This is a genomic window from Algoriphagus faecimaris (assembly GCF_900101705.1).
Lineage (GTDB): Bacteria > Bacteroidota > Bacteroidia > Cytophagales > Cyclobacteriaceae > Algoriphagus > Algoriphagus faecimaris.
In genome coordinates, this window is sequence record NZ_FNAC01000001.1 from 203,655 (window position 1) to 230,161 (window position 26,507).

28 protein-coding genes and 1 tRNA gene are annotated in these 26,507 nt (G+C 41.3%); 17 read left to right on the forward strand and 12 right to left on the reverse strand.

The window, feature by feature from the left end:
* Positions 1-379: 379 nt before the first annotated feature.
* Positions 380-1,828, reverse strand: coding sequence for an arylsulfatase (locus BLQ57_RS00955; protein ID WP_087937695.1), 1,449 nt, complete (start codon positions 1,826-1,828; stop codon positions 380-382).
* Between the two features lie 356 nt (positions 1,829-2,184).
* On the opposite strand from BLQ57_RS00955, the gene BLQ57_RS00960 reads away from it, so the two are divergent.
* Genes BLQ57_RS00960 through BLQ57_RS00970 form a run of 3 tightly spaced genes read left to right on the forward strand, consistent with a single transcriptional unit; the run spans position 2,185 to position 4,855 of the window.
* Positions 2,185-2,937 (forward strand): (Fe-S)-binding protein, encoded by a 753-nt coding sequence (locus BLQ57_RS00960; protein WP_087937550.1) that lies wholly within the window; start codon positions 2,185-2,187, stop codon positions 2,935-2,937.
* Complete coding sequence (locus tag BLQ57_RS00965; protein WP_087937549.1) at positions 2,934-4,289, forward strand: lactate utilization protein B; 1,356 nt, start codon at positions 2,934-2,936, stop codon at positions 4,287-4,289. Before BLQ57_RS00960 ends, BLQ57_RS00965 begins: the two co-directional genes overlap by 4 nt.
* Positions 4,286-4,855 carry a LutC/YkgG family protein gene (locus BLQ57_RS00970; RefSeq protein ID WP_240507722.1) on the forward strand — a complete coding sequence of 190 codons (570 nt, stop codon included), beginning with the start codon at positions 4,286-4,288 and terminating at the stop codon, positions 4,853-4,855. The genes BLQ57_RS00965 and BLQ57_RS00970 overlap by 4 nt, the downstream gene beginning before the upstream one ends.
* A 4-nt stretch (positions 4,856-4,859) precedes the next feature.
* On the opposite strand, the gene BLQ57_RS00975 is transcribed toward BLQ57_RS00970, so the two are convergent.
* Together BLQ57_RS00975 and BLQ57_RS00980 are read right to left on the reverse strand one after the other, a co-directional pair.
* Entirely contained in the window at positions 4,860-6,155 is a 1,296-nt protein-coding gene (locus BLQ57_RS00975; protein WP_087937548.1) for a sensor histidine kinase, read from the reverse strand.
* A 63-nt stretch (positions 6,156-6,218) separates the two neighbouring features.
* Entirely contained in the window at positions 6,219-7,205 is a 987-nt protein-coding gene (locus BLQ57_RS00980; RefSeq protein WP_240507721.1) for an NHL repeat-containing protein, read from the reverse strand.
* Between the two features lie 206 nt (positions 7,206-7,411).
* Here BLQ57_RS00980 and BLQ57_RS00985 point away from each other — a divergent pair, with 206 nt between their 5' ends.
* Positions 7,412-7,699, forward strand: coding sequence for a hypothetical protein (locus BLQ57_RS00985; protein ID WP_087937693.1), 288 nt, complete (start codon positions 7,412-7,414; stop codon positions 7,697-7,699).
* A 176-nt stretch (positions 7,700-7,875) separates the two neighbouring features.
* Here the strand turns inward: BLQ57_RS00985 and BLQ57_RS00990 are convergent, their stop codons facing one another.
* The 5 genes from BLQ57_RS00990 to BLQ57_RS01010 all read right to left on the reverse strand — a co-directional run bounded on the left by BLQ57_RS00990 (position 7,876) and on the right by BLQ57_RS01010 (position 13,501).
* Complete coding sequence (locus tag BLQ57_RS00990) at positions 7,876-8,802, reverse strand: IS1595 family transposase (protein WP_087937546.1); 927 nt, start codon at positions 8,800-8,802, stop codon at positions 7,876-7,878.
* A gap of 124 nt (positions 8,803-8,926) precedes the next feature.
* A complete protein-coding gene (locus tag BLQ57_RS00995) occupies positions 8,927-11,461 on the reverse strand; it encodes an ATP-dependent Clp protease ATP-binding subunit (protein ID WP_087937545.1) in 2,535 nt (844 codons plus the stop codon).
* An 80-nt stretch (positions 11,462-11,541) separates the two neighbouring features.
* Positions 11,542-12,165: a WbqC family protein gene (locus tag BLQ57_RS01000; RefSeq protein WP_087937544.1), complete on the reverse strand. Its 624-nt coding sequence runs from the start codon at positions 12,163-12,165 to the stop codon at positions 11,542-11,544.
* A 177-nt stretch (positions 12,166-12,342) separates the two neighbouring features.
* On the reverse strand, positions 12,343-12,972 hold the full coding sequence (locus BLQ57_RS01005) for an L-threonylcarbamoyladenylate synthase (protein ID WP_087937543.1): 630 nt from the start codon (positions 12,970-12,972) through the stop codon (positions 12,343-12,345).
* 1 nt (position 12,973) lies between these two features.
* On the reverse strand, positions 12,974-13,501 hold the full coding sequence (locus BLQ57_RS01010; protein WP_240507720.1) for a (deoxy)nucleoside triphosphate pyrophosphohydrolase: 528 nt from the start codon (positions 13,499-13,501) through the stop codon (positions 12,974-12,976).
* A 69-nt stretch (positions 13,502-13,570) separates the two neighbouring features.
* Between BLQ57_RS01010 and mltG the strand changes: the two genes are divergently transcribed.
* The 11 genes from mltG to BLQ57_RS01065 all read left to right on the forward strand — a co-directional run bounded on the left by mltG (position 13,571) and on the right by BLQ57_RS01065 (position 19,942).
* Positions 13,571-14,614, forward strand: a complete 1,044-nt coding sequence (gene mltG, locus BLQ57_RS01015; protein ID WP_087937542.1) for an endolytic transglycosylase MltG — start codon at positions 13,571-13,573, stop codon at positions 14,612-14,614.
* A 2-nt stretch (positions 14,615-14,616) separates the two neighbouring features.
* Positions 14,617-15,021: an acyl-CoA thioesterase gene (locus BLQ57_RS01020; protein WP_087937541.1), complete on the forward strand. Its 405-nt coding sequence runs from the start codon at positions 14,617-14,619 to the stop codon at positions 15,019-15,021.
* A gap of 12 nt (positions 15,022-15,033) precedes the next feature.
* The gene (locus tag BLQ57_RS01025) at positions 15,034-15,999 is read left to right on the forward strand and encodes a YihY/virulence factor BrkB family protein (RefSeq protein WP_087937540.1); all 966 of its coding nucleotides are present in this window, start codon (positions 15,034-15,036) and stop codon (positions 15,997-15,999) included.
* A 215-nt stretch (positions 16,000-16,214) separates the two neighbouring features.
* Positions 16,215-16,299: transfer RNA gene (locus BLQ57_RS01030), tRNA-Ser, on the forward strand.
* A 222-nt stretch (positions 16,300-16,521) separates the two neighbouring features.
* Positions 16,522-16,725 (forward strand): Arm DNA-binding domain-containing protein, encoded by a 204-nt coding sequence (locus tag BLQ57_RS01035; protein WP_169712688.1) that lies wholly within the window; start codon positions 16,522-16,524, stop codon positions 16,723-16,725.
* A gap of 249 nt (positions 16,726-16,974) precedes the next feature.
* On the forward strand, positions 16,975-17,187 hold the full coding sequence (locus BLQ57_RS01040) for a helix-turn-helix domain-containing protein (RefSeq protein ID WP_217639522.1): 213 nt from the start codon (positions 16,975-16,977) through the stop codon (positions 17,185-17,187).
* A complete protein-coding gene (locus BLQ57_RS01045; protein WP_087937538.1) occupies positions 17,184-17,504 on the forward strand; it encodes a HipA N-terminal domain-containing protein in 321 nt (106 codons plus the stop codon). The genes BLQ57_RS01040 and BLQ57_RS01045 overlap by 4 nt, the downstream gene beginning before the upstream one ends.
* A gap of 3 nt (positions 17,505-17,507) precedes the next feature.
* The gene (locus tag BLQ57_RS01050; protein WP_087937537.1) at positions 17,508-18,533 is read left to right on the forward strand and encodes a type II toxin-antitoxin system HipA family toxin; all 1,026 of its coding nucleotides are present in this window, start codon (positions 17,508-17,510) and stop codon (positions 18,531-18,533) included.
* 284 nt (positions 18,534-18,817) lie between these two features.
* Positions 18,818-19,120 (forward strand): DUF6922 domain-containing protein, encoded by a 303-nt coding sequence (locus BLQ57_RS01055; RefSeq protein WP_205635603.1) that lies wholly within the window; start codon positions 18,818-18,820, stop codon positions 19,118-19,120.
* Positions 19,117-19,326 carry a nucleotidyl transferase AbiEii/AbiGii toxin family protein gene (locus BLQ57_RS20825; RefSeq protein ID WP_205635602.1) on the forward strand — a complete coding sequence of 70 codons (210 nt, stop codon included), beginning with the start codon at positions 19,117-19,119 and terminating at the stop codon, positions 19,324-19,326. Before BLQ57_RS01055 ends, BLQ57_RS20825 begins: the two co-directional genes overlap by 4 nt.
* 349 nt (positions 19,327-19,675) lie before the next feature.
* Positions 19,676-19,942: a hypothetical protein gene (locus BLQ57_RS01065; protein ID WP_087937690.1), complete on the forward strand. Its 267-nt coding sequence runs from the start codon at positions 19,676-19,678 to the stop codon at positions 19,940-19,942.
* Positions 19,943-20,106: 164 nt separating this feature from the next.
* On the opposite strand, the gene BLQ57_RS01070 is transcribed toward BLQ57_RS01065, so the two are convergent.
* The 3 genes from BLQ57_RS01070 to BLQ57_RS01080 all read right to left on the reverse strand — a co-directional run bounded on the left by BLQ57_RS01070 (position 20,107) and on the right by BLQ57_RS01080 (position 22,862).
* Entirely contained in the window at positions 20,107-20,784 is a 678-nt protein-coding gene (locus BLQ57_RS01070) for a C40 family peptidase (RefSeq protein ID WP_087937536.1), read from the reverse strand.
* Between the two features lie 160 nt (positions 20,785-20,944).
* Positions 20,945-22,057: a sensor histidine kinase gene (locus tag BLQ57_RS01075; protein ID WP_240507719.1), complete on the reverse strand. Its 1,113-nt coding sequence runs from the start codon at positions 22,055-22,057 to the stop codon at positions 20,945-20,947.
* Positions 22,058-22,061: 4 nt separating this feature from the next.
* Positions 22,062-22,862 carry an alpha/beta fold hydrolase gene (locus BLQ57_RS01080; RefSeq protein WP_087937535.1) on the reverse strand — a complete coding sequence of 267 codons (801 nt, stop codon included), beginning with the start codon at positions 22,860-22,862 and terminating at the stop codon, positions 22,062-22,064.
* A gap of 526 nt (positions 22,863-23,388) precedes the next feature.
* Here BLQ57_RS01080 and BLQ57_RS01085 point away from each other — a divergent pair.
* Together BLQ57_RS01085 and BLQ57_RS01090 are read left to right on the forward strand one after the other, a co-directional pair.
* Positions 23,389-24,603: a 6-bladed beta-propeller gene (locus tag BLQ57_RS01085; protein ID WP_169712687.1), complete on the forward strand. Its 1,215-nt coding sequence runs from the start codon at positions 23,389-23,391 to the stop codon at positions 24,601-24,603.
* A gap of 143 nt (positions 24,604-24,746) precedes the next feature.
* Positions 24,747-25,226 (forward strand): thermonuclease family protein, encoded by a 480-nt coding sequence (locus BLQ57_RS01090; protein WP_087937533.1) that lies wholly within the window; start codon positions 24,747-24,749, stop codon positions 25,224-25,226.
* Between the two features lie 32 nt (positions 25,227-25,258).
* Here BLQ57_RS01090 and BLQ57_RS01095 read toward each other — a convergent pair whose 3' ends face one another.
* Positions 25,259-26,230 carry a PorP/SprF family type IX secretion system membrane protein gene (locus BLQ57_RS01095; protein WP_087941511.1) on the reverse strand — a complete coding sequence of 324 codons (972 nt, stop codon included), beginning with the start codon at positions 26,228-26,230 and terminating at the stop codon, positions 25,259-25,261.
* Positions 26,231-26,507 lie beyond the last annotated feature (277 nt).

Genomic DNA, 26,507 nt, shown 5'->3' on the forward strand with positions numbered 1-26,507 from the left:
GGCAAAACAGTCAGCTATGCGTCTGTGGTTTCCCCTCTCAGACAGAATTAATCATTCTGCCCCTTTGCTCACTTTCTGCATACTTACGAGAAGTATACCGTAGGCCAGTCTGTTTTTGCATTTCTGCGGTAAACCGTCTCAAAATTTTACCCTAAAGCAAAATCTCCTTCATGCCCGACTTCTTATTTCAAACCAAGATGTAGGAGTCGTATCCCCTTCCTTTTATCTCTGACTTGGTGTTATAAAGTTGCCTATAATAATGATTCAAATCAAGTTTTTACCTAATTTTTTATTAACAATTTATCCCCATATAAAAGGTTATAAAAACACAGGTTATTAACATATTTTACCTACTTATCCACCGATTTGCCAGATATTATTATTTTTCGCTTTCGAAAAGTGGAAATACCGAGTTCGGCCTGTGAGCTTTATCAATCAAACGTGAGAGTTCCTCTACTTTTTCGGGAAATTCTTTTGAAAGATCCTTTTTTTCTCCAGGGTCAACTGCAACATCATACAGTTCTACTTTCAAACTTTCAGTTTGTTTCACATTTAGCTTTATCAGTTTCCAATCTCCTTGTCTAATCGCTTGCCTGCCTCCTAACTCATGAAATTCCCAATACATGTACTCGTGAGTATCCTGACCGGGCTCATTGAGCAGCGTAGGCAAAAAAGAAATGCCATCCGTATCCGGAACAGGCTGGCCCGTCAGTTCGGCTAAGGTGGGCATCATATCCCAAAAAGCGGAAGGATGGTCCGTTTGCCTTCCTCCATCGATCTCACCGGGCCAATTGGCTATCATGAAAGTTCGAATCCCACCCTCATACAAATCTCTTTTATAGCCTCGATACGGGCCATTACTATCAAAAAAATCCGGGTCATGTCCACCTTCTTGGTGAGGACCATTATCACTGGCAAAAAAGATTAAAGTATTATCTCTTAATCCTAACTCCTCCAATTTCCGAATGACTTCACCCACATAGCGATCAATCCGCTCTACCATGGCGGCATGGGTCGCCTTTGGATAAGGCTGAGATTGATAAGCCCCAATATTCATGTCCGGACCGTAGTCTGCGGCTTTTCCTCCCACGTGAGGCTTCTCTTCTCCTATTTTTTGGCGGTATTTTTCCAACAGCGCATCCTCAGGAGCGGCTAGTTCAGCATGAGGCATAATGATCGGAAGAAAAAGAAAGAAGGGATTTTCTCGATTTTCTTCCATAAACTCCAAGGATTGCTGATGAATCAAGTCAGGGGCGTAGGTCACTTTATTTTCCCAGCCATTTTCGGGCAATTCCACTTTCTGATCATTATCCCAAATATGACCTGGATAGTAGCGATGTGCATAGCGCTGACAGTTGTATCCATAAAACTGATCAAATCCCTGACTCATAGGGTCGCCACTTGTTCCTATAAAACCCAAGCCCCATTTTCCAAATCCACCCGTCACATAGCCTGCTTGCTTCATCAGTTTGGGGATGGTCATCAAAGTGTCCGGCATTGGATATTGGCCCTCAGGCTTTACTTCTTTATTCCCCCTGATAGGCGTATGCCCCGTATGAAGCCCGGTAATCCAAGCCGATCGCGAGGGGGCACAGACGGTGTTTCCTGAATAGTGTTGGGTAAATATCAAGCTTTCCCCTGCAAGCTGATCAATATGGGGTGTCTCTATGATCTCATTGCCCATAAATCCTACATCCGCATATCCTAAATCGTCTGCCAGAATGAAAATAATATTGGGTTTGGGTTGAATTTCAGCCTCAGAAGAAGCTTTGCGCTCACAAGAAAATAGACTTAAAAGTAACAGGACCAGAATTGATCGAATCCGCATAGGTAGTAAGTTTTTGGTTGTGCCTGTAATATAAGGCAAAAACGGCTTGACTAAAATAAAAGGGGCTGAATAGCCTGGGCTGCAATAAAATGCTACATCACAAAGTATACTTTCGACTAATAGCATTATCCAGAAAAACTATCGATTTTGGGTTCCCCTTCTTCCGAAAAAACACTTATCAAGTAGAGATAAAACCCGCCCAAAGCATGTTTTTGAGCTTTTATCCCTTTATTCTTAAATAAGATCCCGAATGGCTTTGGCTTTGAAAAATAGATAACGGATATTGATAAGTAAAGAATTGCTATTCCCTTAGTATTAGGATTTCAATTGTAAGAATAGTTTTTCAAGACCTAACCATGCCAAACAAAAAAAATATAGGATTATTTATCCCTTGTTATATTGATCAGTTTTACCCGCAGGTAGGCATAGCCTGCCTGGAACTTTTGGAAAAACTAGACTGCCAGGTCAGCTATCCGCTGAATCAGACTTGTTGTGGACAGCCATTGGCCAATTCGGGTTATGAAAGAGATACAGAAGGAAGTTCGCTGCATTTTATTCAACTTTTCAAGGATTTTGACTACATCGTAGCCCCCACAGGAAGTTGTGTATTGCATGTCAAAGAGCACTTTCCGGAGGGAATTCGGCAAAGCCGAGAATTTCAAAATATGAGGAATAAGATCTTTGAACTAAGTGAATTTCTCACCGATGTACTAAAGGCGGATATAAGAGGAAAATTCCCTTTTCGGGTGGGCTATCACTCTTCTTGTCATGGATTGAGAGGACTGAAACTGGGCAAAGCGAGTGAGCTAAATACCTCATTTTTCAGCAAACCTCAGCAACTGTTAACCCAATTGGAAGGTTTGCAATGGGTCGATCTAGAGCGGGAGGATGAATGTTGCGGATTTGGTGGCACTTTCGCTACGAGCGAGGAAGCTATTTCCGTCAGGATGGGGAAAGATCGACTCCAAGACCACATTCAAAATCAAGTGGAAATTGTCACCGGAGGCGATGTCTCCTGTTTGATGCACTTGGAAGGATTAGCCAAAAGACAAAATCAGCCCTTAAAATTCATGCATATCGCGGAAATCCTAAATCAAGCCCTGTCATGAATCATCCTCAAGAAGCGGCAGCGTTTATTCGAGATGCCGAGAAGACCCAATGGCATGATGAGACGCTATGGGCAATTCGAAAAAAGCGCGATCAGGTCAGCAAAACCATCCCCGAGTGGGAATCCCTGCGCGAAACAGCCTCTCAGATCAAAGATCATGTGTTGGATCATTTGGGGGATTATTTGGAAGAGTTTGAGCAGAAAGCAAGCGAAAATGGGATTCAAATTCATTGGGCGAAGGATGCCGAAGAGCACAATCAACTTGTCCTTCAAATTATTCAAAAAACCAACAGTTCCTACATCGTCAAAAGCAAATCCATTCTCACCGAAGAGTGTCACCTGAACCCCTATCTGGAAAAAAACGGAATAGAGGTGGTGGATACAGATTTGGGTGAGCGGATCGTCCAATTTCTCGATCAGCCTCCCAGTCATATAGTCCTGCCAGCTATTCATTTGCGAAAACGGGAAATTTCCGAACTCTTTCATGACAAACTTTTAACAGAAAAAGGAAATGAAGACCCACACTACCTAACTCAGGCGGCGAGGATTCATCTACGGGAGAAATTCCTTCAGGCTAAAGTTGCCATCACCGGAGTGAATTTTGCCGTGGCAGAAACCGGTGAATTTGTCGTTTGCACCAATGAAGGCAATGCTGATATGGGTGTGCATCTTGCTGATACCCATATCGCTTGTATGGGGATAGAAAAAATCATCCCTAGAAGAAAAGACCTAGGTGTTTTTTTACGGCTGCTAGCCCGATCGGCTACCGGCCAACCCATCACCAATTACAATTCCCACTTTCGGAGTCCTTCTCAGGGCAAAGAAATTCATCTGATCCTCCTAGACAATGGCAGAACAGCTCAATTAAAACGGGAAAAATTCAGAAATTCACTTAAATGCATCCGATGTGGAGCCTGCATGAACACTTGCCCCATTTATCGTCGCAGTGGAGGGTATAGTTATGGCAGCACAGTCCCCGGTCCGATTGGTTCTATCCTTTCTCCCGGGAAAGACCTTAAAAAGCACAGCACACTGCCTTTTGCCTCTACACTTTGCGGCTCATGCACTGATGTTTGCCCGGTGAAGATCAACATCCATGAGCAACTTTATGAATGGCGGCAAGAAATCACCAAGGCTAATCCCAAATGGGCCAAAAGCTTATCAATGAAGCTGGCCTCAGGAATTTTCAAAAGCCCACTAGCCTATAGATTTTCAGGAAGCATCATGCGAAAAGCCATTCAAACTCTCCCCAATTCACTTATTTACCATCCTTTAAACACCTGGGGAAAACAGCGAGACCTTCCTAAAGTCCCTGCGGAAAGTTTTCGGGACTGGTACAAAAAGAACCGATGATGAACAGCAAATCCAAAATTTTAGAAAGGCTAGGAAGTCAAACTAAGAGCGCAAAAAGACCCTTGCCCGAATGGGAGTCCTCCACATTTGATGGGGATTTGGAAGCTCATTTCACTACTGCCATCCAGGCAAATAAAGGTCAGGTGATGGAATTGGCAGATTTTGAAATATGGATGACCAAACAAGTATTTCAGACTATTCTCTGCCTTTCTAAGCATTTTCAGGAGGAGAAATCCATAGCCCTTCCTTCGGATGCCCATGATTTGGCTCATTTGAATCTTGCGATTTTGGATGGACAATTTGGAACAGCAGAAAATGGAGCGATTTGGCTGGAAGATGATAACCTACAGTTGAGAGCCATCCCTTTTATCACTGAGCATTTGGTTGTTTTCCTGAGTCGCAAAAATCTGGTCTCTGACATGCATGCTGCCTATGCCAAAATTCAAGAATCAAAGGCGGGGTTTGGACTATTTTTGGCCGGTCCATCGAAAACTGCCGACATTGAGCAATCCCTAGTCATCGGAGCACATGGATCAAAAAGTCTGCTTGTCGTTTGGCATGACTAGTAAATTATTGATTTTCCCGAATGAGATAAAAACGGTTTTCTCCTTTTTCAGAAAGATCAAAGCCCAACGTAATCTCAAGGCTATCGGCAATTTTTTTACATAAATGAAGGCCTAGACCTGTACCCTTTTCCCGCTTGGTACCAAAAGAAGATTTAACTTGAAATTCGAATAAGTTTTTCTGAATTTCTTGGGGAATAGGTGCTCCAAAATTACAAACATCCCATCGGACTTCCTCTTTGCTGATACTGAGTTGAAATAAAATCTCTGTATTTTCAGGGGAGAACTTGATGGCATTATCTAATAGGTTTTTTAGAATAATCCGAATTTCATTGGCCTCTATCTCTTGAGTTTGATCTTCCCCAAACAGCTCCAATTTAATCAGTTGATTTTTTCTGTTTGCTTGAACCTGCATAGTCTGCATCAGTTCGGTACTAAACTCTAGCAAACTGCACGCGGTTAACTCTGCGCGCTGATCAGAAAGCTCTGTTTTTACCCAGCTGAGAGTGTTATTCAGTACATTATTCAAATGAAAACTTTGATGCTTAAGGTCTTTAAAAATGATGTCCAATTCGTCCTTTTCCATTCCTAAGGTATCCATTAGCTCTAGGGTGGAGCTAAGTGTACCTATGGGGTTTTTAAGGTCATGTGAAAGCATGGCTAAGAGCTGATTCTTTTTCAAATTGACCTCTGAAAGCTCCTTTAATGTTTCTTCATTCGCTTTTCGAAGGTACTCAAGGGTTAGATTCTGCTTTTGGTAATTGCTCACAAACACAAAGACACCAAAGAACACAAAAAGCCCGCACCATATCAGGGTCACGATATGGTCCCAAAACAAATTTTCTAAATCGGTGTAATGCTGATCTACAGCAATTAATTCCTTGACCTCCAAATAAAAAAAGGAGGAATACAACAGGATGGTGAAAGTAAGCCAAATAAACTGCTGTGTCTTTCGTTTGATAAAAATTCCAATGGAGACAATAATGATAAAAATAGTGTAATTAGTAGGTCCTCTAAACCCCTCATTATTAAAGTAATTCAAAGAAATAGTAAGCAAACCAAGCCCCAATAAAAGCTGCATGATCAGAAAATGATCTCCCTTTTTTCTCATCCAGAAAAAACTAAAGAGAAAGGGAATTGCAAGGATTAATTTTACCGATATAATAAAGTCACCCAAGCCCAAGAAATAATCAGATATTCCCAAAAACACCAACAGTATTGCCGCCAAAATGGCTAGTGTTTCTGAGATTTTAGCCTGTAAATCATTGAGCGAATCCGGCCAGTCAATTCTCGACAAGTTCATATTAAAAATTTTTGAAAGACTAAAACTAAGATATAAAAATCAAAAACGATAATACAAACGAAATTAAACTCTTATCAGTTTGATGGGGTAGGATTTTCCGGCATTCCATTGACATACATAAATATTTTTATCCTGATCAATGCAGACATCATGACAATGCTTAAATACGGGGGTATTTTGGACCATGAGTTGCAGTTCTCCATCGATATACGTAGGCGCTGTTCCTCCTGGATTAGAGACCACCTTGTTTTCAGCATTGAGAATGGTAACGAAGCCAGAATTATCCATTTGCTCTAGGTATTTCAAACGTGACCAGCATACTCCTGCGTATAATTCGTCCCCATCAATCACAGGGCGGCAGACGAAGGCCCCGGGCAGGAAAATTGTTTCTATATACTTGCCATCCAAGGTGAATCTCTTAAAAGAATTGTGACCTCTAGAAGTACAAATCAAAGTCGGCTCCTTTCCCCTCCGTTGATCTACAGTAATGCCATGAGCGGTTTTAAACTGCTGATCTTCATGTCCATCTCCTCCAAATTTCCGGGTAAAATTACCCGCTGAATCGTAATGTAAAAAGTACTGGGATCCATAGCCATCTGCAATATATAAGTCCCCGTTTGGAGCTACAGCTGTCTCTGTAGGAACATAGCGCATTCCCTCCGAATAAATACCCTCTTGTTGCGGCGAAGCTATTTCTGTGACTATTTGGCCACCAAGAGTGGTCTTAAGGACTCTACCCCCATTATCTACAATCCACAAATACTCAGCATCACCCTCATCTACCAAAGTAAGCCCATGGGCGGCGGGTAAATTCAAAGTCCAAGAGTCCAGATACTTCCCGGATTGGTCGTAAATGATCACATTATTTTTCGGTTCGTCAGTGAGGAGAATCATCCTTTTTTTTCTATCCATTACCATTTCATGGCAATTGTTCACTGGGAATTTAGAAGGGTCAAGCATACCCCATTTTTCATCTACCCGATAGGTAAAGTCTCCATGACCTAAAATCGTGGATGGAATGGAAAAAATTGATTGGGGTTTGATACTCATAGCTATTCCGATTAGAGAGGAGGTTTGAAGAAATTTTCTACGACTAGACATAAAGAAAGTGTTTTTTGAAGTTAAGCTATTGATGAAAAATTAACAAATTCAAGTTATACCTTAAATATGAGCCCTTTTTGATCAGAAATTTCTTTTCAAAATCTACTTTTGAAGTTGGCTTCCTTATCTTCGAAGCAAAATCTAAGTCAAGTAAAATGAAATGGACCAATCAGCCTGAAGGTGTTTTATTACAGCGCTCATTTTTATTCGGAATTACCGGTATTGTGCTAGGAACTTTATCTCTTCTGAATTCCCATCTTCTGCTTTATCAAGCCCCTATGGGACCACTTAACGGGGTTGCCATTTTGCTCCAACTCATTGGTTTGAGTCTTTCTGTGTTGGTCCTTCGAAAGCGAAAAATCAGTAAAGAAACGGTAGAAAAAGCCAAAGTTATGACCCTGATTTTGGCAGTTTCTTTGTTATTTTTTATTCTTTCGATTTAAGGCAAAAATAGACTATACGATGAGTCTGCCTACGGCAGATAAACCTGAAGAGCACAAGAACACTTCTGAATACTTTGCGATAGAGAAAGAGGTAGACTTGAAGACCTTGCGCCATTAGGACATAAAAAAATCCCTAGACTTTCTCCGTCTAGGGATTTTCTAATTTATCATTATGACTATTCGTAATGTTGCACGTATGGATAGACGGCCGCAATAACGAGTCTGTTAAATAATTTTTCTCCAAAGTATCTTCTGTTGAGCTTGTAAGCAAATTCATCCAGATAGTTTTGCAGGTATTTTTCTGAAACCATGTGATAAATACCCAGGAGGTTTTTCTTCAGGTTACTGATCGCCGTGTGAACCCAATTGAGCGTTCCATTTGCTGAATCCTTAGAGGATTTCACTTTGATGTGCTCTTCTATCATTTTTTCCAGATCGACATAGGCGGTGTTTTTGTCGGTAAATAACACCGAGGAAGAATCAATGTTGTTTTCCACAAACTGTTCCACCGAATCACTGGTTGAATCCTTAAGCACTTTCAATTTGAAAAAGCCACAATGGCTTCCTTTTTTACCGGATTCAGGATCTTCCAAAGGGGTGGATTCGGAAGCCACTGCGACAATCGCCTGTTTCTGACTGCCTTTTCCTCGCTTTAGCTGCTCCTGAACCCTTTTACGGGTTGCCTTTTCAACATAAGCCTCATCATATTCCACCATCCCCTTGAGCAAATAAAGACTGTCCCGCTTTCCCATGACAGCCCTGATCTTATGCATCAGACTGAAAGCTGTTTGGTATCGCTTGAGCCCCAGCTGTCTTTGGAACTCTAAACAGGAGAAGCCTTTTTTGGTAGCTGACATCAACAGAAATGCAATAAACCAAGTATGCAGCGATAGATTGCTGGATTCCATTACTGTTCCGGCTTTTAAAGATGTCCTCCTTCGGCATACGCTGCATTCAAAGAACTTCCTGCCCGAAAACCAGTAGTGCTTTGGAAAGCCTTTGCATGTTTTGCAGTAAATCCCTGCTTTTTGCCGATAGTCTTTCAGAAAGATCTCACAGCTTTCCTCGTTTGGAAAATGGTGGATAAAATCTATGATATTCATGCGCTTGTGTATTTTTACACAAGTACCGCTTATCTTCACGACTACGGAAACTATTGTCACTAGCTGTCGAAGAATATTTGGCTACGTGTAGAATTCCGAAGAGTCATATTTATCATTAAGACCCTTATTCTTCAGCCTTCTCTTTCTTTTTAACTGCAATGGTCAATTCTGAACCTTCCCCAGGATAATCAGCGGTAATCACATCTCCTTCAGACAAGTCGCCCTTTAGGATTTCCTCTGCCACTGCATCCTCTAGGTACTTTTGAATCGCTCGGTTAAGCGGCCTTGCACCGTACTGTTGATCGTAGCCCTTCTCTGCCAAGAAAGTTTTGGCTTTTTCGGTAAGTTCAATATTGTAACCCAAATCAGTAATTCTGTGGAATAACTTCTTCAAAGAGATATCTATAATCTTGAAAATGTGATCTTGTGTCAAGGAATTAAACACAACCACATCATCCAATCTATTGAGGAACTCAGGGCTAAAGGCTTTTTTCAAGGCAGACTGAATCGTGGATTTCATGATATCATCCTGATTGTCCTGCTTTGCTTTGCTTGCAAAACCGATACCCGCACCAAAATCCTTTAAATCTCTAACTCCAATATTGGAAGTCATAATGATAATGGTATTTCGGAAATCCACTCTTCGTCCCAATCCATCAGTCAAAATCCCATCGTCCAATACTTGAAGTAGTATATTAAACACGTCCGGGTGAGCTTTTTCGATTTCGTCTAGTAAGACCACAGAATACGGCTTTCTTCTGACTTTCTCAGTCAGCTGTCCACCCTCTTCATAGCCCACATAGCCCGGAGGCGCTCCCACCAGTCGGGAAACGGAGAATTTCTCCATGTATTCGGACATATCGATTCTGATCAAAGAATCATCCTTGTCGAATAGGTAAGTGGCAAGCATTTTTGCCAACTCCGTTTTACCTACACCAGTTGGTCCTAGGAATATAAAGGAACCGATCGGTTTCTTAGGGTCCTTCAGACCTACGCGAGTTCTTTGTATAGCTTTGGTTAATTTCTTGATCGCCTCATCCTGACCTATCACCTTTCCAGAAAGTTCGGTATTCATGTTCAGCAACTTCGCTCCTTCATTCTGAGCAATTCGCTTGGCCGGAATACCAGTCATCATTGCAATCACTTCTGCAACGCTGTCTTCGTCTACGGTGAAACGCTTGGATTTGCTTTCCTCTTCCCATCTGATCTTAGCTTGATCCAGCTGCTCGAGAAGTTTCTTTTCTTTATCCCTCAGCTGTGCGGCTTCCTCATATTTTTGAGATTTCACCACCCGATTTTTCTCGGTTTTGATGTTTTCTACCTCTTCTTCCAGTTTTAAGATATCTTCAGGGACGTGGATGTTGTTGATATGAACTCTTGCCCCAGCTTCATCTAAAATATCGATGGCCTTATCAGGTAAGAATCGATCTGAAATGTATCGGTCGGATAACTTCACACAAGCTTCAATGGCTTCTTGTGTGTAATTGACATTATGGTGATCCTCGTATTTATCTTTGATATTATTCAATATCTGAATAGTCTCCTCCGGAGTGGTAGCATCTACCATTACCATTTGGAATCGACGAGCTAAAGCACCATCTTTTTCGATGTATTGTCTGTATTCGTCAAGCGTAGTAGCGCCTATACATTGAATCTCTCCCCTAGCTAAGGCTGGCTTAAACATATTGGAGGCATCTAGAGAACCTGAAGCTCCTCCCGCTCCTACTATGGTATGTAATTCATCAATAAAGAGAATCACATTGGGAGACTTTTCCAACTCATTCATGACTGCCTTCATTCGCTCCTCAAATTGCCCCCTGTATTTAGTACCTGCGACAAGAGAAGCCAAATCTAAGGTCACAACACGCTTGTTGAACAGCACTCTAGAAACCTTTTTCTGAATAATTCTTAATGCCAGTCCTTCGGCAATTGCTGTCTTACCTACACCAGGCTCACCGATTAGAATAGGGTTGTTTTTCTTTCTTCGAGAGAGAATCTGTGCTACTCGCTCGATTTCTTTTTCCCTCCCAATAATCGGATCCAATTTGTCATCTTCTGCCATTTTGGTCAGATCCCGGCCAAAATTATCAAGCACTGGAGTTCTGGATTTTTCAGCTCCAGATTTAGAAGAACCTGATCCGCTTCCGGGATTTCCAAATAGTTTGGAGCCGTCATCGTCTGAATCTTCCGCCTCTGCACGAGAGCGCGGAGTCATTCCAGGGTCAGATTGCATTTCCAGCATTTCTTTCACCGACTCATAGTTGATATCAAATTTGTTGAGAATCTGCGTCGCAATATTTTCTTCGTCTCTTAGAATAGAAAGGAGTAAATGTTCCGTTCCTATCAATTGACTTTTAAATATTTTTGCTTCCAAGTAGGTTATTTTCAACACCTTCTCCGACTGTCTAGTCAGAGGGATATTTGCCATATTCTTTACATTATGGCTTGCAGTTCCTTTTACCGCTCTCTCGATAGAAGATCGCAATTCGTCCAAGGGCACCCCAAGCTTTTTAAGAATGGAAACAGCCACACCTTCTCCTTCACGAATCATCCCCAGCAAGAGGTGCTCTGTACCGATGTAATCATGCCCTAGACGAAGGGCTTCTTCGCGGCTTAGGGAGATCACCTCTTTGACTCTGTTCGAAAATTTTGCTTCCATTTAAATCCTTTCTGATTGTTATTAATCCTGTACGTATGTTACCGAATTTGTTTTAAAAACACAATCCTTTTAACGATTGTTCATTCTTTTTTTATTGACTTCCTTATTATACTACCAGCAGAAGGTCCTTCACAAAAGAGCAAATCCAGCACGGATAGATTGGGCTCAAAGTCTAAGCCAAAAAGCTGCTGATACGGAACTGCCTGATAGATACTCCGCTCCAAAAAAGGCTCTCCGGGCTTAAGCAGGCCTCTCAGGTCTGTATCTACCCCCTCAATTTCGGAATTTTCTACCACTCGCAATTTGACAGGCCGCTGCAGAAGTTTCAGACAGATTGTCAGAAATTCCAGATTGAGCTCCCATAAATGGCTCGTCTGTTTTTGAAAAACACCTTCTATTTCAGGAAAAAAATATTCAAAGAAAGGAGCCTTTCCATAGCCACTTTGGATTCCTCTCAGGTGATTTTTTTGCCATTTCTGCTGGTAATCTACCTTAATTGAACCCAAGGAAACCCTAGGCCTCCTTCCGACAATCGGAACGGAAAGCATTTCTACTTTATTTGAAAGCCTTATTTGAGTTCGATTAAACCAAGACTTTCTCTGATAAGTATCACCTGCACAAAGCCATAGCTCCTCGGCTTCCCAAATGGCACAAAAAAACTCAAGATTGGGCAGGTACTGAAGATCAATAGCGATTTTGGACATGGATGATTTTTGATTCGGCTAGAAAAGTAATGACAAAAATAAAGAGCGAAATTTAGAACATCGAGAAAGAGGTGATAAAGTAGATAGTCTCGGAAATCAATAACCAAGGAAAATCTAAATGCTCAATTTAAAATCCTGAAATTCCCTGAGGCTTCTAGGATTTTCAGATAATATAACTCAGAGAATATCCTCCAATAGTCCCAAACCTTGACGAACCACTTCCACTTCTTCACCTGTACAATCCAAAATGGTGGAACCTACATTTTGGCCGTATCCCCCGTCAATGACCACATCGACTAAGTTCTGGTACTTTTCAAAAATCAATTCTGGATCAGTACTGTACTCCACTACCTCGTCCTCATCATGAATGGAAGTTGTGAGAATAGGTTGACCTAGCTCCTTCACCAACATCCTCGGCACATTATGATCAGGTACTCGTATTCCGACGGTCTTTTTATTGATCTGCATGATTTTGGGAACTTGGGAGCTGGCTTCAAGGATAAAGGTAAAAGGACCTGGAAAAGCCTTTTTCATCATTTTAAAAACCGGTTTGCCCACTACTCTGGTGTACTGTGCCAGATCACTCAAATCCGCGCAAATGAAGGAAAAATTATGCTTTTTGGGATTGATTCCTTTGATTTTGGCTATCCGCTCTACCGCTCGCTGATTGGTAATATCACAACCAATCCCGTAGACTGTATCCGTAGGATAAATCACCACTGCCCCGTCTCTAAGGAGACTTGCAATGTGTCTAATTCTTTTCGGATCTGGATTCTCTTCGTATAATCTGATAAATTCGGCAGTCATTTTAAAATCCTTTTTGGGAGGTGAAAAACTCATTCCACCGTCGCTCCAGCTCTTTCACTATTGGAACATCGGCGGGAGCCCAATTTACTTCAAAAAGTTCATTTTCCCCGAGCCAAACTGCCTTTTCGTGTTCGATAAGCCTCAATACTCCGGACTGAACCCACGCTAGGAAAGGAATCAATCGGATAAGTTTATCCCCGTAATCAAATACCACAGGAGATAGCTTTTGTCCGACGCTCACCTTGACTTCCAGTTCCTCAAACAACTCCCTTATTAGAGCGTCCTGAGGAAGCTCCCCTTGCTCCATCTTTCCTCCAGGAAATTCCCAAAATCCTGCTAAATCCATGTCTAAAGACCTTTTGACTGCTAAAATACGGTCATCTTGTATGATGACTGCGCAGACTACATTCACAGGCTTATGTGAGTTGATTTCCATAAAGGCAAGGTCCAAAACCCGAATTAATTTTGCAAATAGGACTAGTTGGATTTTGTCATTGTACGAACAACAAAAAAGTAACAAAAAGTGCATTTCAGAATTTAAACTATCAAAACACCTTTTTAGCCGTTCTATTAAAGAGGATTACTTAATTTTGCCCCTATGCTTGAGGATAAAAAGAAAAAACTACTGCTCATCCTGATAATCACCTTCTCAGTTTTGGGAATCTCCATGTCCTTTTACTTCTATCAGGTCTTTTACAACCCCAATGTCCTGATAAGGTCTGATCAACCCATTGCGCTGAGGATTCCGAGCAATGCCAATTATAAATTTGTCTCAGACAAACTCTATGACGATCAGATTATTGACGATCCCGTAAGTTTTGCCTTTGTTTCCAAGATATTGGGCTACCAGGAACTAGTCAAGCCAGGATTATACACCATCATGCCGAAAATGACCAATTTAGAATTGGTACGGCTTCTTCGCTCAGGCAACCAAACTCCCGTACGTATCACATTTAATAATGTAAGAACCAAAGAGGATTTGGCTGAAAAAATCACAGCGAATCTTGAGGTTTCTAAAGATCAATTCTTAGAACTGCTTCAAGACTCGGTCAACATCCGAAAGTTTGGTTTTGAAGAAGAGTCCATCATGAGCATGTTTATCCCAAACACCTATGAAGTCTGGTGGAATACCAGCACCGAAGCGCTATTTGATAGGATGTACAGGGAGTACAATGATTTCTGGACGGAAAATAGAAAAGCCCAAGCTCAAAGATTAGGGCTTAGTCCTTTGGAAGTTTCTACCCTTGCCAGCATAGTACAGGCAGAAAGTCAAAAATCAGATGAAAGGCCAAAGATTGCAGGCGTTTACCTGAACAGACTTAGGCTCAATATGCCACTTCAGGCTGATCCCACCTTGGTTTTTGCGATGGGGGATTTCAGTATCAAGAGAGTGCTAAATATTCATAAAGAGACCGAGAGTCCCTACAACACATATAAATATTCCGGCCTTCCTCCAGGCCCTATTAACTTGCCTGATATCAACTCCCTAGATGCGGTCTTGAATGCAGAAGACCATAAGTATCTTTATTTTTGTGCTAAAGAGGACTTTTCGGGCTATCATTCATTTGCCACCAATTTGGCACAGCATAATGCCAATGCACGGCGCTATCAAGCGGCCTTAAATGCTGCTAAAATATTTTAATGATGTATCAAGCAGAAACACAACTCAGAGTAAGGTATGCCGAGACCGATCAAATGAGTTACGTTTACTATGGTAATTATGCCATGTATTTTGAAGTAGCTCGGGTAGAGGCAATGCGAAGCATAGGTTTCTCCTATAAACAGATGGAAGAGGAGGGAGTCATGATGCCTGTGCTGGAAAGTCACTTTCGCTACATCAAACCCGGAAAGTACGATGAACTCTTGCGAATAAAGACAAGTATCCCTCAACTCCCTGGTGTAAGGATTCGCTTTGAATATGAGGTTTTTAACGAGCAGGAAGAGCTCATCACAGAAGGATGGACTACTTTGGCATTTCTGAAAAAAGAAAGTCATCAACCCACAAGACCTCCACAAAATTTATTAGATTTAATGAAACCCTACTTTTAGACGATTTACCCCGTGGTAAAACAAAAAATTCAAGACATCCAAGACCGCTTATTGACTTGGGCCCAAAGTCTACGACATATTCACTTTGGCGATCCGGATAAGAATGTCTACGATGTCGGGGAGCTTTTTCTTCGGCAATTGTACAAAGACGATATTGCAGAAAGAGCAGGTTCGATGGCCTTTAGTTTTACAGTGGCCTTATTCCCACTGCTGCTATTTCTTTTGAACCTTATCCCCTACTTACAGGATTTGATTCCTTATGTGACTACCGAAAACATTCTGCTTTTTGTACAAGAGATTTTACCAGGCAATATCTACATCGAACTGGAGAGTACCATTATGGATATTGTCTCAAAGCCTAGGCAAAGTTTGCTCTCTATTGGTTTCTTTTTTGCGCTTTTTGCTTCCACCCAGGGAGTCATGTCAATGATGGGTTCTTTTAATTCGGTCTACAAGACCAAAGAGAGTCGAGGCTTTATCAGGAGTAGATTGATCGCAGTCAGTATAGTATTCAGTTTGGCCATGGCAGTAGTTTTGGCCAGTAGTATTATGATTTTGGGGAGTATATTGATTTCTAGAATAGAGGAGATGCAGCTATTCAATTCTGAATTTCTAATTTTTCTATTCAACTTTCTCAAATTCTTGGTCCTGCTCATGGTCTTTTATTTCACCACGGCATTTATTTTCAGACATGCACCTGCAGTGCATGATAAGTGGCATTTCTTTTCCGTTGGAGCCAATTTAGCAGGTCTCCTTATCACCTCTGCATTTTATGGATTTACATTTTATCTAAACAACTTTGCAAGCTACAACAAACTGTACGGCTCGATCGGTACATTGATTGGTTTGATGCTATGGCTGTATATCACTTCCCTAATCATCTTGATTGCTTTTGAGGTCAATGTTACCTTGGATTTGATCGAAGAGCGCAACAGTCAGGAAGATGAAAAGCATCCGGCTGATGTAGCGGTGGACTGATAGAAAGAGGCTTAATCTTGCTAAGGATTTCTCTTTTTTGAAAAATTAAGTCAAAATGAATCAAAGACTTAAAAATATTTGCTGAAAATTACTTTGCAAAAGTAGAGTTTCATACTAGTTTTGCATTCCCAAATGGATGAATGATCCATTAGTAAAAGCGAGTAAGAGAACAAGCTTGCTGGGAATTTGAGGATTCAAAAATCTTCAGAAATCATAGAGGAGTGGCAGAGTGGTCGAATGCGGCGGTCTTGAAAACCGTTGTACCGCAAGGTACCGGGGGTTCGAATCCCTCCTCCTCTGCTTTTAGTTATTTAAATCTTTCGAAAAGCCCCAAATTTTAATGGTTTGGGGCTTTTTTATTTTTCGCTTGACTTATTTTTAATCATATTATTCGGATTTCTTGCGGAAAAATCGAGACTTATTCCAATTCCAATCGAGACCTATTTTTTGGTGACCTTTTTGGTGATTATGGAAATTCGCTGGGCTCAGTGGATTTACTCAAATAGCTTTGTCATAAATCAAATGATTAGCTATGAACATACCAACACTGACATTCCTCCTTCAGGAAAAAAAATTAAAAAGGATGGAAAGGCACCGGTCTATCTTCGAATCACTATCAATGGTACCCGATCCGAAGTATCTACCAAGGTAGCGATTTCGCCCACCAAATGGGAATATAAGAAGGAATTGATCAGAGGGAAAGAGCAAAACGAGGTCAGCAACTGATTGTATAGGGTATTATTTTTTCAGGGCATTTTTACGGACAACTTGAAACCTAAATCGTCCTTATATCCGCAAAATCTGCGGAGATTATCTTCATCTATCTCCACTTAGCACACAAAACCACATTATATTGTGATATTAAGGGTGTTTTAATCAATTCAATCCCTTATTCCATCATATTTCACACTATAATGTGATTTATGTTTGATTTTAAATAAATGAACAATATTTTAGCATAAAAATCACATTATAATGACAATTGAGGAAATTGGAACTGTTATTCGGGAGCGGAGAAAGCTGCTTGGAATTAACCAGCCGAACTTAGCGGAAATGGCACAAGTCAGTATAAACACGCTCTACAAATTGGAACGGGGTGAGTTTAATCCCTCGGTGAAAATCCTTAACCAACTGGCAGAAGTATTGGGGTTGGAGCTCAGTCTTGGTCTTAAAAAAACTGACCGATGAGAAGAGCCGCAGTCTTACGAAATGGAGAACTGGTTGGACTTTTGATAAAAGAAAGTCCAAAACAATATCGATTTGTCTATGACGAAGCTTGGCTTAATGATCCTACCAAGCCCTCGATCAGTCTTACTCTTCCCAAAGTCCAAAAGGAATTTGTTTCGGATCATTTATTTCCATTCTTCTTCAATATGCTCTCAGAAGGTGTAAACCTGAAACTCCAGGCCAGAAGGCTACAGATTGATGAAAACGATTTTTTCTCCCTGTTACTCCAAACTTCCACCACGGACACCATCGGGGCTGTTACTCTAAAAGAACTCTGAACTATGGAATTAAAACTGACCTCTTGCCCGATTACCCTTGCCAAAGGTTTTGACCAATACAGTCCTTTAGGACTACGGCAACTTTTCGGTGGACGCAAGACTTCCTGTTTTCTTCCATACGAAAGTCACCAGCCAACCAACGAATCCGAAATGGAAGAAATGCTGGAAAACAGAAAACGAATATCTATTTCCGGAGCACAGGAAAAGCTTTCTGCGATTTGGGAAAAAGGAAACATTCGCTTGACAAAGGAAGGAGAAAAAGGAACCTACATCCTCAAACCGATTCCCCGTGATATGGATCGGATCGAAATGGTCCCTGCTAATGAACACTTGACCATGCAGATTGCAAAGCAAGTATATAGATTGAAGACTGCAGAAAATGGTCTGATATTCTACAGTAATGGAGAACCAGCTTATTTGACCAAGCGATTTGACATTGATTCACAAACCGGCAAAAAGCTCGGCGTAGAAGACTTTGCCACACTTGCAGGCAAAACCAAGGAAACAGATGGCGAAGAATTCAAGTACAATTCCAGCTACGAAGCGATTGCCGATTTGATCAAAAAGTACGTTGGAGCTTATCCAGTGGCTTTGGAAGAATTCTACAAACTGGTTGTTTTCAATTTCCTGTTTTCAAACGGAGACGCACATTTGAAGAATTTTAGTTTACTGGAGACTGCCCAAGGCGACTATGTGCTAAGCCCGGCGTATGATTTGATCAATACGCGGCTTCATGTCAAGGATCCTGAATTGGCGCTGAAAGATGGCATGTTCAAAGATGACTACTACACCCCAAGCTACGAAGCCAATGGGTTTTTAGCCTATGACGATTTTTGGGAATTTGGTCTGAAAATTGGCCTGATTAAATCCAGGCTTGCAAAGATTTTGTATGAATTCCGAACCCCAAAATCAGAAGTTGGAGATTTGACCGAAAGGAGCTATCTGGACGAAACCTGCAAGAAACTTTACTTGGACACGTATCAGACCAGACTGAAGGCTTTAAATAATTCCTTTTCGAAGTTGATTTGAGTACTGGAAAAAATTTAAAGTGTAGACTGGCTCTAAGTGTAGAACACAAACCTCTGATTTACAAGACTTCAATTTAAAACTTCTTTAAGTTTAAAATATTATCATGTAAACATTTTTGTTTATTTTTTTTCAATGAATCCAATCATACAGCAAATCAAAGGTATCCATCCTGGACTTTACCTTGAGCGAGAACTCAAAAAAACGCGGCATAGCTAAAGGGCCATTTGCTTTGTCTATTGGTGAATACCCTCACCCTTAGTGCAATTACTCATGGGAAAAGAGGTATGAATCCTTCTTTAGCCATTAGGATTGAGGAGGCCTTGGGTATGGAGGAAGGTACGCTAATGGTTTTACAAGCATTTCATGACATCAAGCTTGAGAAAGCAAAAATGCATTCCAAGCAAACCCCAGATTTGAGCAAACTCAGGCCTGCACTTTTCTGGGACACCGACATCACCAAGATTGATTGGATAAAGAACCAGAGATTTATCATTGAACGGATTGAGGAAAGAGGCAACGAAATAGAAAAGGAAGAAATCAAAAAATTTTATAACCAGAGGCTTTTGACAAAATCCGATCATCTATGACCTCCGGCCTATATTGGAATACCGTAAACGAGATCTTGAAGGAGAGTTTAATCCTGCTGTTATCAAGTCCTCAATTTGCCGAATTCCGCCTTGTAGGTGGGACATCTTTGAGTTTGCAAATTGGTCATCGACTCTCCGTTGACATTGACTTATTCTCAGATCTTCCATATGGGAAGTTGACTTCGATCAAATTGATCAATTTCTAAACCGGAATTCCCCTTACGTTTCCCCTCCTACCAAGGTCCCCATTGGATCAGGCAAATCCTATTTGATAGGACAGGATCCAATCAAAAGCATTATGTTCTTAACCGCTTAAATAACTAAACCAGTTTTGTTGCCTAAACTAGGAACAAAATGATCGAAGACTTAATCAAAAACGCACGACTCTCTTCCAGTGGCAGTACGCTACTCACCTCGCAACAAAAAGCAAAAAAAAAAAAAAAATAGTTCAAGTTAACTGAAGGACTTTGGTTAATGAATTCTACCTAAACTTTCTTTTACGAGAGAATTTCATTAGTTTAAGAAATGATTGAATTAATTAATCTGAGCAATCTCATGAAATCTATAAAATTGGCATCACTTATTTTTGGGACGATCTTTTTCCTCCCCCTACTTTCTTTTTCCCAAAAGCAACCGGGAATCCCCGGCCCTAGCGAGCCTTTAAATCTATCTGATAAAAGTGATTTAGTCATCTTCATCATCATTCCTGTGATCATCCTAATTCTCTTTTTAATTTTTAGAAAAAGAATCTTTCGAATCAAGGAAGAGAAAAGGGAGCGGATGCGTAAGGAAATGGAAGAAAAAAGAAAAAAGACCGATTAATGAAATATTGTAATTTTATACCACTACTTATAGGCTAGAGATCAGTGCACACCTAATTTGAAAAGTAGTTTTCCATCGGCCCTTTAAATCAAAACAGAGCTTAGTACATTTCCACTTTTTAAGTCAAAATCAGAAGAAATGAAATTTTTCCTGTTCTATCTTTCCTAATTAAAACTTTGACGGTTGAGCAGTTCGGTCAGAAATTCCCTCGTCGCTTTATCGAAAACTCCCAATCTGGTCAATTCGGAGTTAGTAGACTGAAAATCGATCAAGGCCTCGTGGGTTTTTGGCCCAAAAAATCCATCTGAAGTACCTGGATCAAAGCCCAATTGCTTTAATGCATCTTGCAGATAAATTACTTCCTGCCCTGCATCCCCTTGTTTTAGGTTTCGCTGCGAAAACACCACCTCCGAGACGGGTCTTAATCTCCGAAAGCCAAGAAGCATTTCAGCACTATAGGCGGTCACAAATACTTGATTACCCTGATTCCCACCTAGGCAATAAATCCGCTTGAGATCAGCCGAAAACCCCATAAAAACCCCTACATGTCCCATCCAAGAATCTCTACTCACTCTCCAAAAAACGACCACATCTCCGGGTTCGGGATTATGAATGGGTATACCGAAATTCAACCATGATCGCGCAGCCAAACTTCGGGTTCGCTCCAAACCGGACTTGAGCGCCACCCAATTCATAAATAAACTGCACCATGCCATTTCATCAGATACATATTCGGGGAAACCTGCCTCCTCGGCATATCTCATGATTTGGGGATTACTTTGTCCCCCTGGGATCTCTCTGACACCAATCTGATTAATGGCAGTTTGAAGTAAATTTTCCATAATAAAAGAATTTAACACTGTGGAATAAAACTCCCCTTAAAGTACAACTATTTGATTTAGAACCCTATAAACATCCCAAGTAATTCAAATCAGAAAGTCGCTACTGTGCCCTGAAGCGATTGAGGCAGGATAAATTCCAGAAAAAATTAAATCTCAGGAATCAGGTAAGTGGGAATGTGAAAAAAAAGGTGCTTCCTTTGCCTTTTTCCGAACGAACGGAAATTTCACCTCCATGAGCCTGTACTATTTTTTTACAGGAAGCTAGGCCGATGCCTGTTCCGGGAATCTCGTCATGGCGATGAAGTCTTTGCATAAATTCGAAAATCTTCTCCGCATATTCCTGCTCAAAACCCAATCCATTGTCTTGGACGTAGACCGTGACAATCGAGGGACTCCTTTCTGACCAAACTTTAATTTTTGGATCCTCATCAGACCGGTATTTTAAGGCATTGGAAAATAGATTTTCAAACAGGCGAAGTAACTGAATTTTATTCCCCATTATTGAAGGAAGCTCCCCCAATTCGAAAACAGCATTGTTTTCTCTGATCGAATGACTAAGTAATTCCTGCGCCTCCTCACAAATTTCTTTAAGAGCAACTTTCTCCATTTCTGCAGAATCATTGTCAATTTTAGAATAAGCCAAAAGATCAGAAATCATCAATTTCATTCTGTGAAGATTTTTATTGATAAGGTTAAAATAAGTTGCCTCTTCACTTTCTTCAGGTATAAATCCCCTTTTATTTAAAATGCCTAATAGTCCGGTAATGGTAGTTAAAGGAGCTTGTAAATCATGTGAGGCCGTATAAGCAAACTGCTCCAAAGCGGTATTAAATTCCTGAAGGATGTTAGACTTTTCTTCTGCTCTTTTTTTAGCTTGAATCAATTCCATTTCAAAGCGTTTACGCTGGGAAATATCCAAAACTGAAAAGCGGTAGCGCGCTTCCTTTCTTTTTTCTGACTTCACCAGCTTACCGTTGACCAAAACGGGGATACGCTTTCCCTCTTTTGTAAAAAGTTCCAGGTTCACCTCTGAAAACGCCTCTTCTACCTCCAATAAGGGCACGAGATGCGTCTCAAGGTAGATTCTTGCAGCTACAGGAAAAATATCCTGAATACTTTTTACTCCGATAACTTCAGATTTCTCAAGCGCTAGCCAGTTGAGTAAGGTAGTATTCATCGCGACAATTTGCCTATCCATATTAATAGAAAAATAGCCGAAAGGGGCATTTTCGTAGAGGTCCAGGTACTCTTCCTTGCTGATTACTCTTTTCACTTTGCTAGGTTTTAAGAAAATTTCTAATGGCCTCAATCACCAAATCAGGAGCTGTAAGATGGGGGCAATGCCCCGAGCAATCCAACTGAACTAGTTCACTATTTGAGATTTGGCTGTGGACGTAATTTCCAACCTCTTTTGGCGCAATGACATCAGGGTGGGTTTGTATAATCAAGGTAGGGGTTTTTAGCTTTTGAAGATCTTGCCTGTTATCCCCTGTAAAGGTCACCTTGGCAAAATGCTTGGCAATAGCAGGGTCCATACTGCAGAAACTGGTGTGCAACTCATTTGAATATTCCTCTTTCTCTGGATTACCAACGATGACTGGAGTGATAAAGCTAGACCAACCCAAATAATTACTTTCTAAAGTCTCTATCAATTCATCGATATCCTGCTGATCAAAGCCCCCAAAATACTCTCCCTCATTGATGTATCGCGGAGATGGTCCGATCATTATCAACTTATCAAAAAGGTCCGGTCTTGAAACAGCAGCTAGAGTCGCAATCATACTACTGACCGAATGGGCTACTAAAACAGATCGCTTAAGTGATAGGGAATCGCAGATATCGATGAGGTCATCTGCATATCCTTGGAGACTTTTATATTTGGAAAAATCATACTTTCCTACTTGAGACTCCCCGGAGCCCACATGATCAAACAAATGAATTTGATAGTCTTCCTCGAATGCCGGTGTCACCAATCGCCACATCTCCTGATTACATCCGTAGCCATGGGCAAATAGCATGGGTTGGGTACCTTTACCAAAAATGTTAATGTTGTTTTTCTTGAAAACCGGATTATTCATCTAAAATTCTTCTTCTTTGATCCTTACGGTAAACGAATCATTTCCAACTAGGGATAGAGTACTTGTTATTATCTTACTCAAATTTAGGGAAAAGAATAATATGAGAAGTTTTAGGTGCTGTCGGAAGTATGCGCTTTTACTCTCCACTTAGAAAGATTATTATTTTGAATACCTGATTTTTTATCCCCAATCAATTTTTCCTTCGATTACTCGCTAGGACCATACTATTAGATATAGGTTAGTGAAGTAGATCTCATTTCTGAAATATTGGCAAATACACGAGTTTAACTATCATCGCTTTTATTTTTATCAATTAAAAAAGTGAAGATTTTAAACAAACCTTTTGACCATTAAAATCGATTATAGAACTTAGTAGTCCTGATTTTTCATTTGTCTATAATTGAATTTTAAAGGTCATAACTTGCCCCGAGTATCGGGATGGAATCTCGCATGGTTGCCCCGATAGATCGGGGCATACTAGTGTGTGAAGGCCATGTCATGCTCGATTTCATTAAAAAATATAATTATGCTCATTCGATTTAGTACCATTTTAATGGTGGTTTTCAGCTTTATTTCTTGTTCGAGTCCCTCTGATTCCACCGTAGAAAATGAATTCCCTTCCTTTCAACTCAATGAATCCATTGTTCAAAAGCCTGAGGAAGTTTTAAAAGACGTGGAATTCATCCCCTTAAAATTCCCTGAAGGTACTCCCGTTCAGTTTTTCGGCTTTGATCCCCATATTTCTTTTGCTGAGGACAAAATTTTTCTCAATACCGATCCTTACATGAAACCCACTATTCATGCATTTGATTACCAAGGGAATCATCTTGAAACTATCGCACGTCAAGGAGGAGGACCCAATGAGTATGGGAGTATCAGCAAAATGGGCGTCACAAAAGAAGGTCAATTGGCGATGGTATCACAAAATGCCCTTTTGGAGTTTGACGAAAAGATGGACATCAAAAATCGGCTAAGCCTCACTTCAGACGGAAGCTACTACGCCCCGATAAGTCTGCACCCTTGGGATGAAAATCATTGGTTTTTCGCCTTGAGAGGGCCTGCCCCTGATGAAGAGGGATACTTCCAAACCTTCGCTCTATTCAACAAGGATTCTCTTAGTTATGAATTCCTCCCTTTAAAAACTTTTCCCGCATCAGGAAGCGGAGAATCTGGAGCCATTGCACCCTATAAATCCGGGTATTTGCTGAATTTTGGGTTATCTGACACCATTTTCTATTACTCCGAAGGGAAAATTAGGCCCCTGGCAAGCATCAATTCGGGAGATCGAAGCTTGCCTATGGAAAAGCGGATACAAACTGAGGACAAAATGGATGAAGAGCTAGAGCAGATGATCGCCACACAGCCCTATGATGTCAACATGGGGAGCATTGCGGTGGCTGGAGAGACCATTGGAACTCACGTTTTCGGTATTAAACCCATGCCATTGGACTTGGCCGCCATACAGGAAATGGATGAAGCTCCTGACGATTTCCCAATGTATGAAGTCTACATTAATCCAGAAAAGCGCGCTATAAAAGCAAGTAAGATTGTCCCGGGTTTGTCTGGTTTCGCATTTTCTGATGGAGAGTATTTCTATCGCTTACTATACACAGAAGTTTGGAATCGACTGCTGGAGAACAAACAATTGGGTGAGAAGCATACGCAATCTCTTCAAGCCGCTTCAAATGAATTATTTGATGAAGAAGACCCTATTATTATCCGTTATAAAATACAATGGTAATCGCACCTGATTGAATTCAAATAGGCGGGTGGAAATCACATTTTACCCGCCTATTATTTTTAGGTTCTCTGCAAACCTTTGTATTTATGATTTTCGTTTGGATTTATTTGACTACTTTTTAAGTCTCCTATCCTTCTAGTATCATGAATAAAACTGCAATTCCTCTTCTCATTTTGCTTCTATTCTTTTATTTACCTGAGGCTAAAGCCCAAAAACCTACCGGTTTCTTTCCGGTAAGCAAAGTAGTGGATGGGGATACCTTTTGGGTTCTTAAACCTGAGGGAAAAGAAGAAAAAATCCGCTTGATCGGGGTAGATACCCCTGAGGTAAGAAATACAGGTAGAACCCGAGTTGAATATTTTGGAAAGGAAAGTTCGGATTTTGCCAAGAAAGTACTGACAGGGCGAAAAGTACGATTGGAATACGATGTACAGCGCAAAGATCGGTATCAGCGTACACTAGCTTATGTTTACTTGGAGAATGGGACTTTTTTCAATGCACTACTAGTCAAGGAAGGCTATGCCACTGTAGCCACCTTCCCACCAAATGTAAAATACGAAAGCCTTTTTGTCCGGCTTCAGAAAGAGGCTCGAGAAAAAAGGAAGGGGCTTTGGGGGAAGTAGGCATTTCCAATTTATCCCCACCTTTTTTTATCCTACCAAATCGGTAAAATATCCCGCTTGTCTCTGTCATCCTTGGGGAAGAGGTTAAACACAGCCGTAAACTCATGGATTCTTCCCGGCAATTGGTAGGAGCGGGCCACAGGAAACTCAAACACATAGCCCAGTCTCAGCCGATCGGTCACTATCCCAAACTGTACATTGCTCGCATAGTCCAGCCGGTGACCGCCGCCAACCCAGATTCTGTCCATCAGCAGTACTTTTAGATTCATATCCAACTGGTCAGGCAGGTTCTTCTGGGTTCTGTAGAAAGCATTGGCCATCACAGCCATGTTCGGACTCAAGCGCTCCCTGTAGCCCGCCTGAAGCATCTTGCTCGCCGGGTAGCCGTCCATAAACACATCCCCCGAGGTGATTCTACCCCCGTTTACCCGGTGCATCCCATAACTCACATAGTACTTCGCATGGGTCAATGCCAAGCCCAGGTTGAAGTCCAGTACCTGCATGTCGGTAAACTGCCCCAGGTACTGTCCCAAAGTCGGGTCGTTCTGCTCTTCCGGACTCAGCACATTACCGTCCAATCTCACCTGCTGATAGTTGATCCCCGCTCCCAGTCTCAGGCTGTGGGTTTCGCTGATCCGTACTCTTGAGGCATAACCCAGCATCAACTCGGTCTCACGGAAGGCTCCGTAGGTGTCATGCAGCAGGTTCACCGACACCGCATTCTTTCCCATCAGATCCGGATCCTCTTCTCCGGCCAACTGCCCGAAGTCGAGTTCGGTGCTGAAAAAGTAGGTTCTCGGGGAGCCTTCCATCCCTGCCCACTGATTCCGCACAAAGCCTCTCACCGTACTCCCCTCATAACCCGTCAGACCCGGATTGAAGTAGCTCTGAAAATGAGAAAACTGACTGATGTATTTCCGCGATTGGGTATAACCCTCTCCCGACCACAGCAAAGCAGCCGAAAGCAAAAGGGAGGCACTGATATTTTTGAGGATATGATTCATTACTTTCTGTGTTTTACTGCTTATTCTTTATACCTTTTTCTTTTGTTCTCTTTACCCTTATGGAGCTAATGATCGCGCCTTCAGCGCTCTGATTTATTTTTCCGAACTCAGTTCCCCAAATTGCATTTGGGGCTGTCAACGGTTGCGCCTTCAGCGCATTTCGCTACTTCGATATTCGGGATTCGACATTCATTATTTTACTTTTAATAGGCTATAGGAATGAACCAAACTTTCAACTTTCTCACTTCCTTTCGGCTGCTGCAAACTGCCACTGCCT

Coding starts and splice junctions, on each gene's coding strand:
- BLQ57_RS00955 (WP_087937695.1), bottom strand. CDS start 1,828: ATGCGGATTCGATCAATTCTGGTCCTGTTACTTTTAAGTCTATTTTCT.
- BLQ57_RS00960 (WP_087937550.1), top strand. CDS start 2,185: ATGCCAAACAAAAAAAATATAGGATTATTTATCCCTTGTTATATTGAT.
- BLQ57_RS00965 (WP_087937549.1), top strand. CDS start 2,934: ATGAATCATCCTCAAGAAGCGGCAGCGTTTATTCGAGATGCCGAGAAG.
- BLQ57_RS00970 (WP_240507722.1), top strand. CDS start 4,286: ATGATGAACAGCAAATCCAAAATTTTAGAAAGGCTAGGAAGTCAAACT.
- BLQ57_RS00975 (WP_087937548.1), bottom strand. CDS start 6,155: ATGAACTTGTCGAGAATTGACTGGCCGGATTCGCTCAATGATTTACAG.
- BLQ57_RS00980 (WP_240507721.1), bottom strand. CDS start 7,205: ATGAGTATCAAACCCCAATCAATTTTTTCCATTCCATCCACGATTTTA.
- BLQ57_RS00985 (WP_087937693.1), top strand. CDS start 7,412: ATGAAATGGACCAATCAGCCTGAAGGTGTTTTATTACAGCGCTCATTT.
- BLQ57_RS00990 (WP_087937546.1), bottom strand. CDS start 8,802: ATGAATATCATAGATTTTATCCACCATTTTCCAAACGAGGAAAGCTGT.
- BLQ57_RS00995 (WP_087937545.1), bottom strand. CDS start 11,461: ATGGAAGCAAAATTTTCGAACAGAGTCAAAGAGGTGATCTCCCTAAGC.
- BLQ57_RS01000 (WP_087937544.1), bottom strand. CDS start 12,165: ATGTCCAAAATCGCTATTGATCTTCAGTACCTGCCCAATCTTGAGTTT.
- BLQ57_RS01005 (WP_087937543.1), bottom strand. CDS start 12,972: ATGACTGCCGAATTTATCAGATTATACGAAGAGAATCCAGATCCGAAA.
- BLQ57_RS01010 (WP_240507720.1), bottom strand. CDS start 13,501: ATGCACTTTTTGTTACTTTTTTGTTGTTCGTACAATGACAAAATCCAA.
- mltG (WP_087937542.1), top strand. CDS start 13,571: ATGCTTGAGGATAAAAAGAAAAAACTACTGCTCATCCTGATAATCACC.
- BLQ57_RS01020 (WP_087937541.1), top strand. CDS start 14,617: ATGTATCAAGCAGAAACACAACTCAGAGTAAGGTATGCCGAGACCGAT.
- BLQ57_RS01035 (WP_169712688.1), top strand. CDS start 16,522: ATGATTAGCTATGAACATACCAACACTGACATTCCTCCTTCAGGAAAA.
- BLQ57_RS01040 (WP_217639522.1), top strand. CDS start 16,975: ATGACAATTGAGGAAATTGGAACTGTTATTCGGGAGCGGAGAAAGCTG.
- BLQ57_RS01045 (WP_087937538.1), top strand. CDS start 17,184: ATGAGAAGAGCCGCAGTCTTACGAAATGGAGAACTGGTTGGACTTTTG.
- BLQ57_RS01050 (WP_087937537.1), top strand. CDS start 17,508: ATGGAATTAAAACTGACCTCTTGCCCGATTACCCTTGCCAAAGGTTTT.
- BLQ57_RS01055 (WP_205635603.1), top strand. CDS start 18,818: ATGAATCCTTCTTTAGCCATTAGGATTGAGGAGGCCTTGGGTATGGAG.
- BLQ57_RS20825 (WP_205635602.1), top strand. CDS start 19,117: ATGACCTCCGGCCTATATTGGAATACCGTAAACGAGATCTTGAAGGAG.
- BLQ57_RS01065 (WP_087937690.1), top strand. CDS start 19,676: ATGAAATCTATAAAATTGGCATCACTTATTTTTGGGACGATCTTTTTC.
- BLQ57_RS01070 (WP_087937536.1), bottom strand. CDS start 20,784: ATGGAAAATTTACTTCAAACTGCCATTAATCAGATTGGTGTCAGAGAG.
- BLQ57_RS01080 (WP_087937535.1), bottom strand. CDS start 22,862: ATGAATAATCCGGTTTTCAAGAAAAACAACATTAACATTTTTGGTAAA.
- BLQ57_RS01085 (WP_169712687.1), top strand. CDS start 23,389: ATGCTCATTCGATTTAGTACCATTTTAATGGTGGTTTTCAGCTTTATT.
- BLQ57_RS01090 (WP_087937533.1), top strand. CDS start 24,747: ATGAATAAAACTGCAATTCCTCTTCTCATTTTGCTTCTATTCTTTTAT.
- BLQ57_RS01095 (WP_087941511.1), bottom strand. CDS start 26,230: ATGAATCATATCCTCAAAAATATCAGTGCCTCCCTTTTGCTTTCGGCT.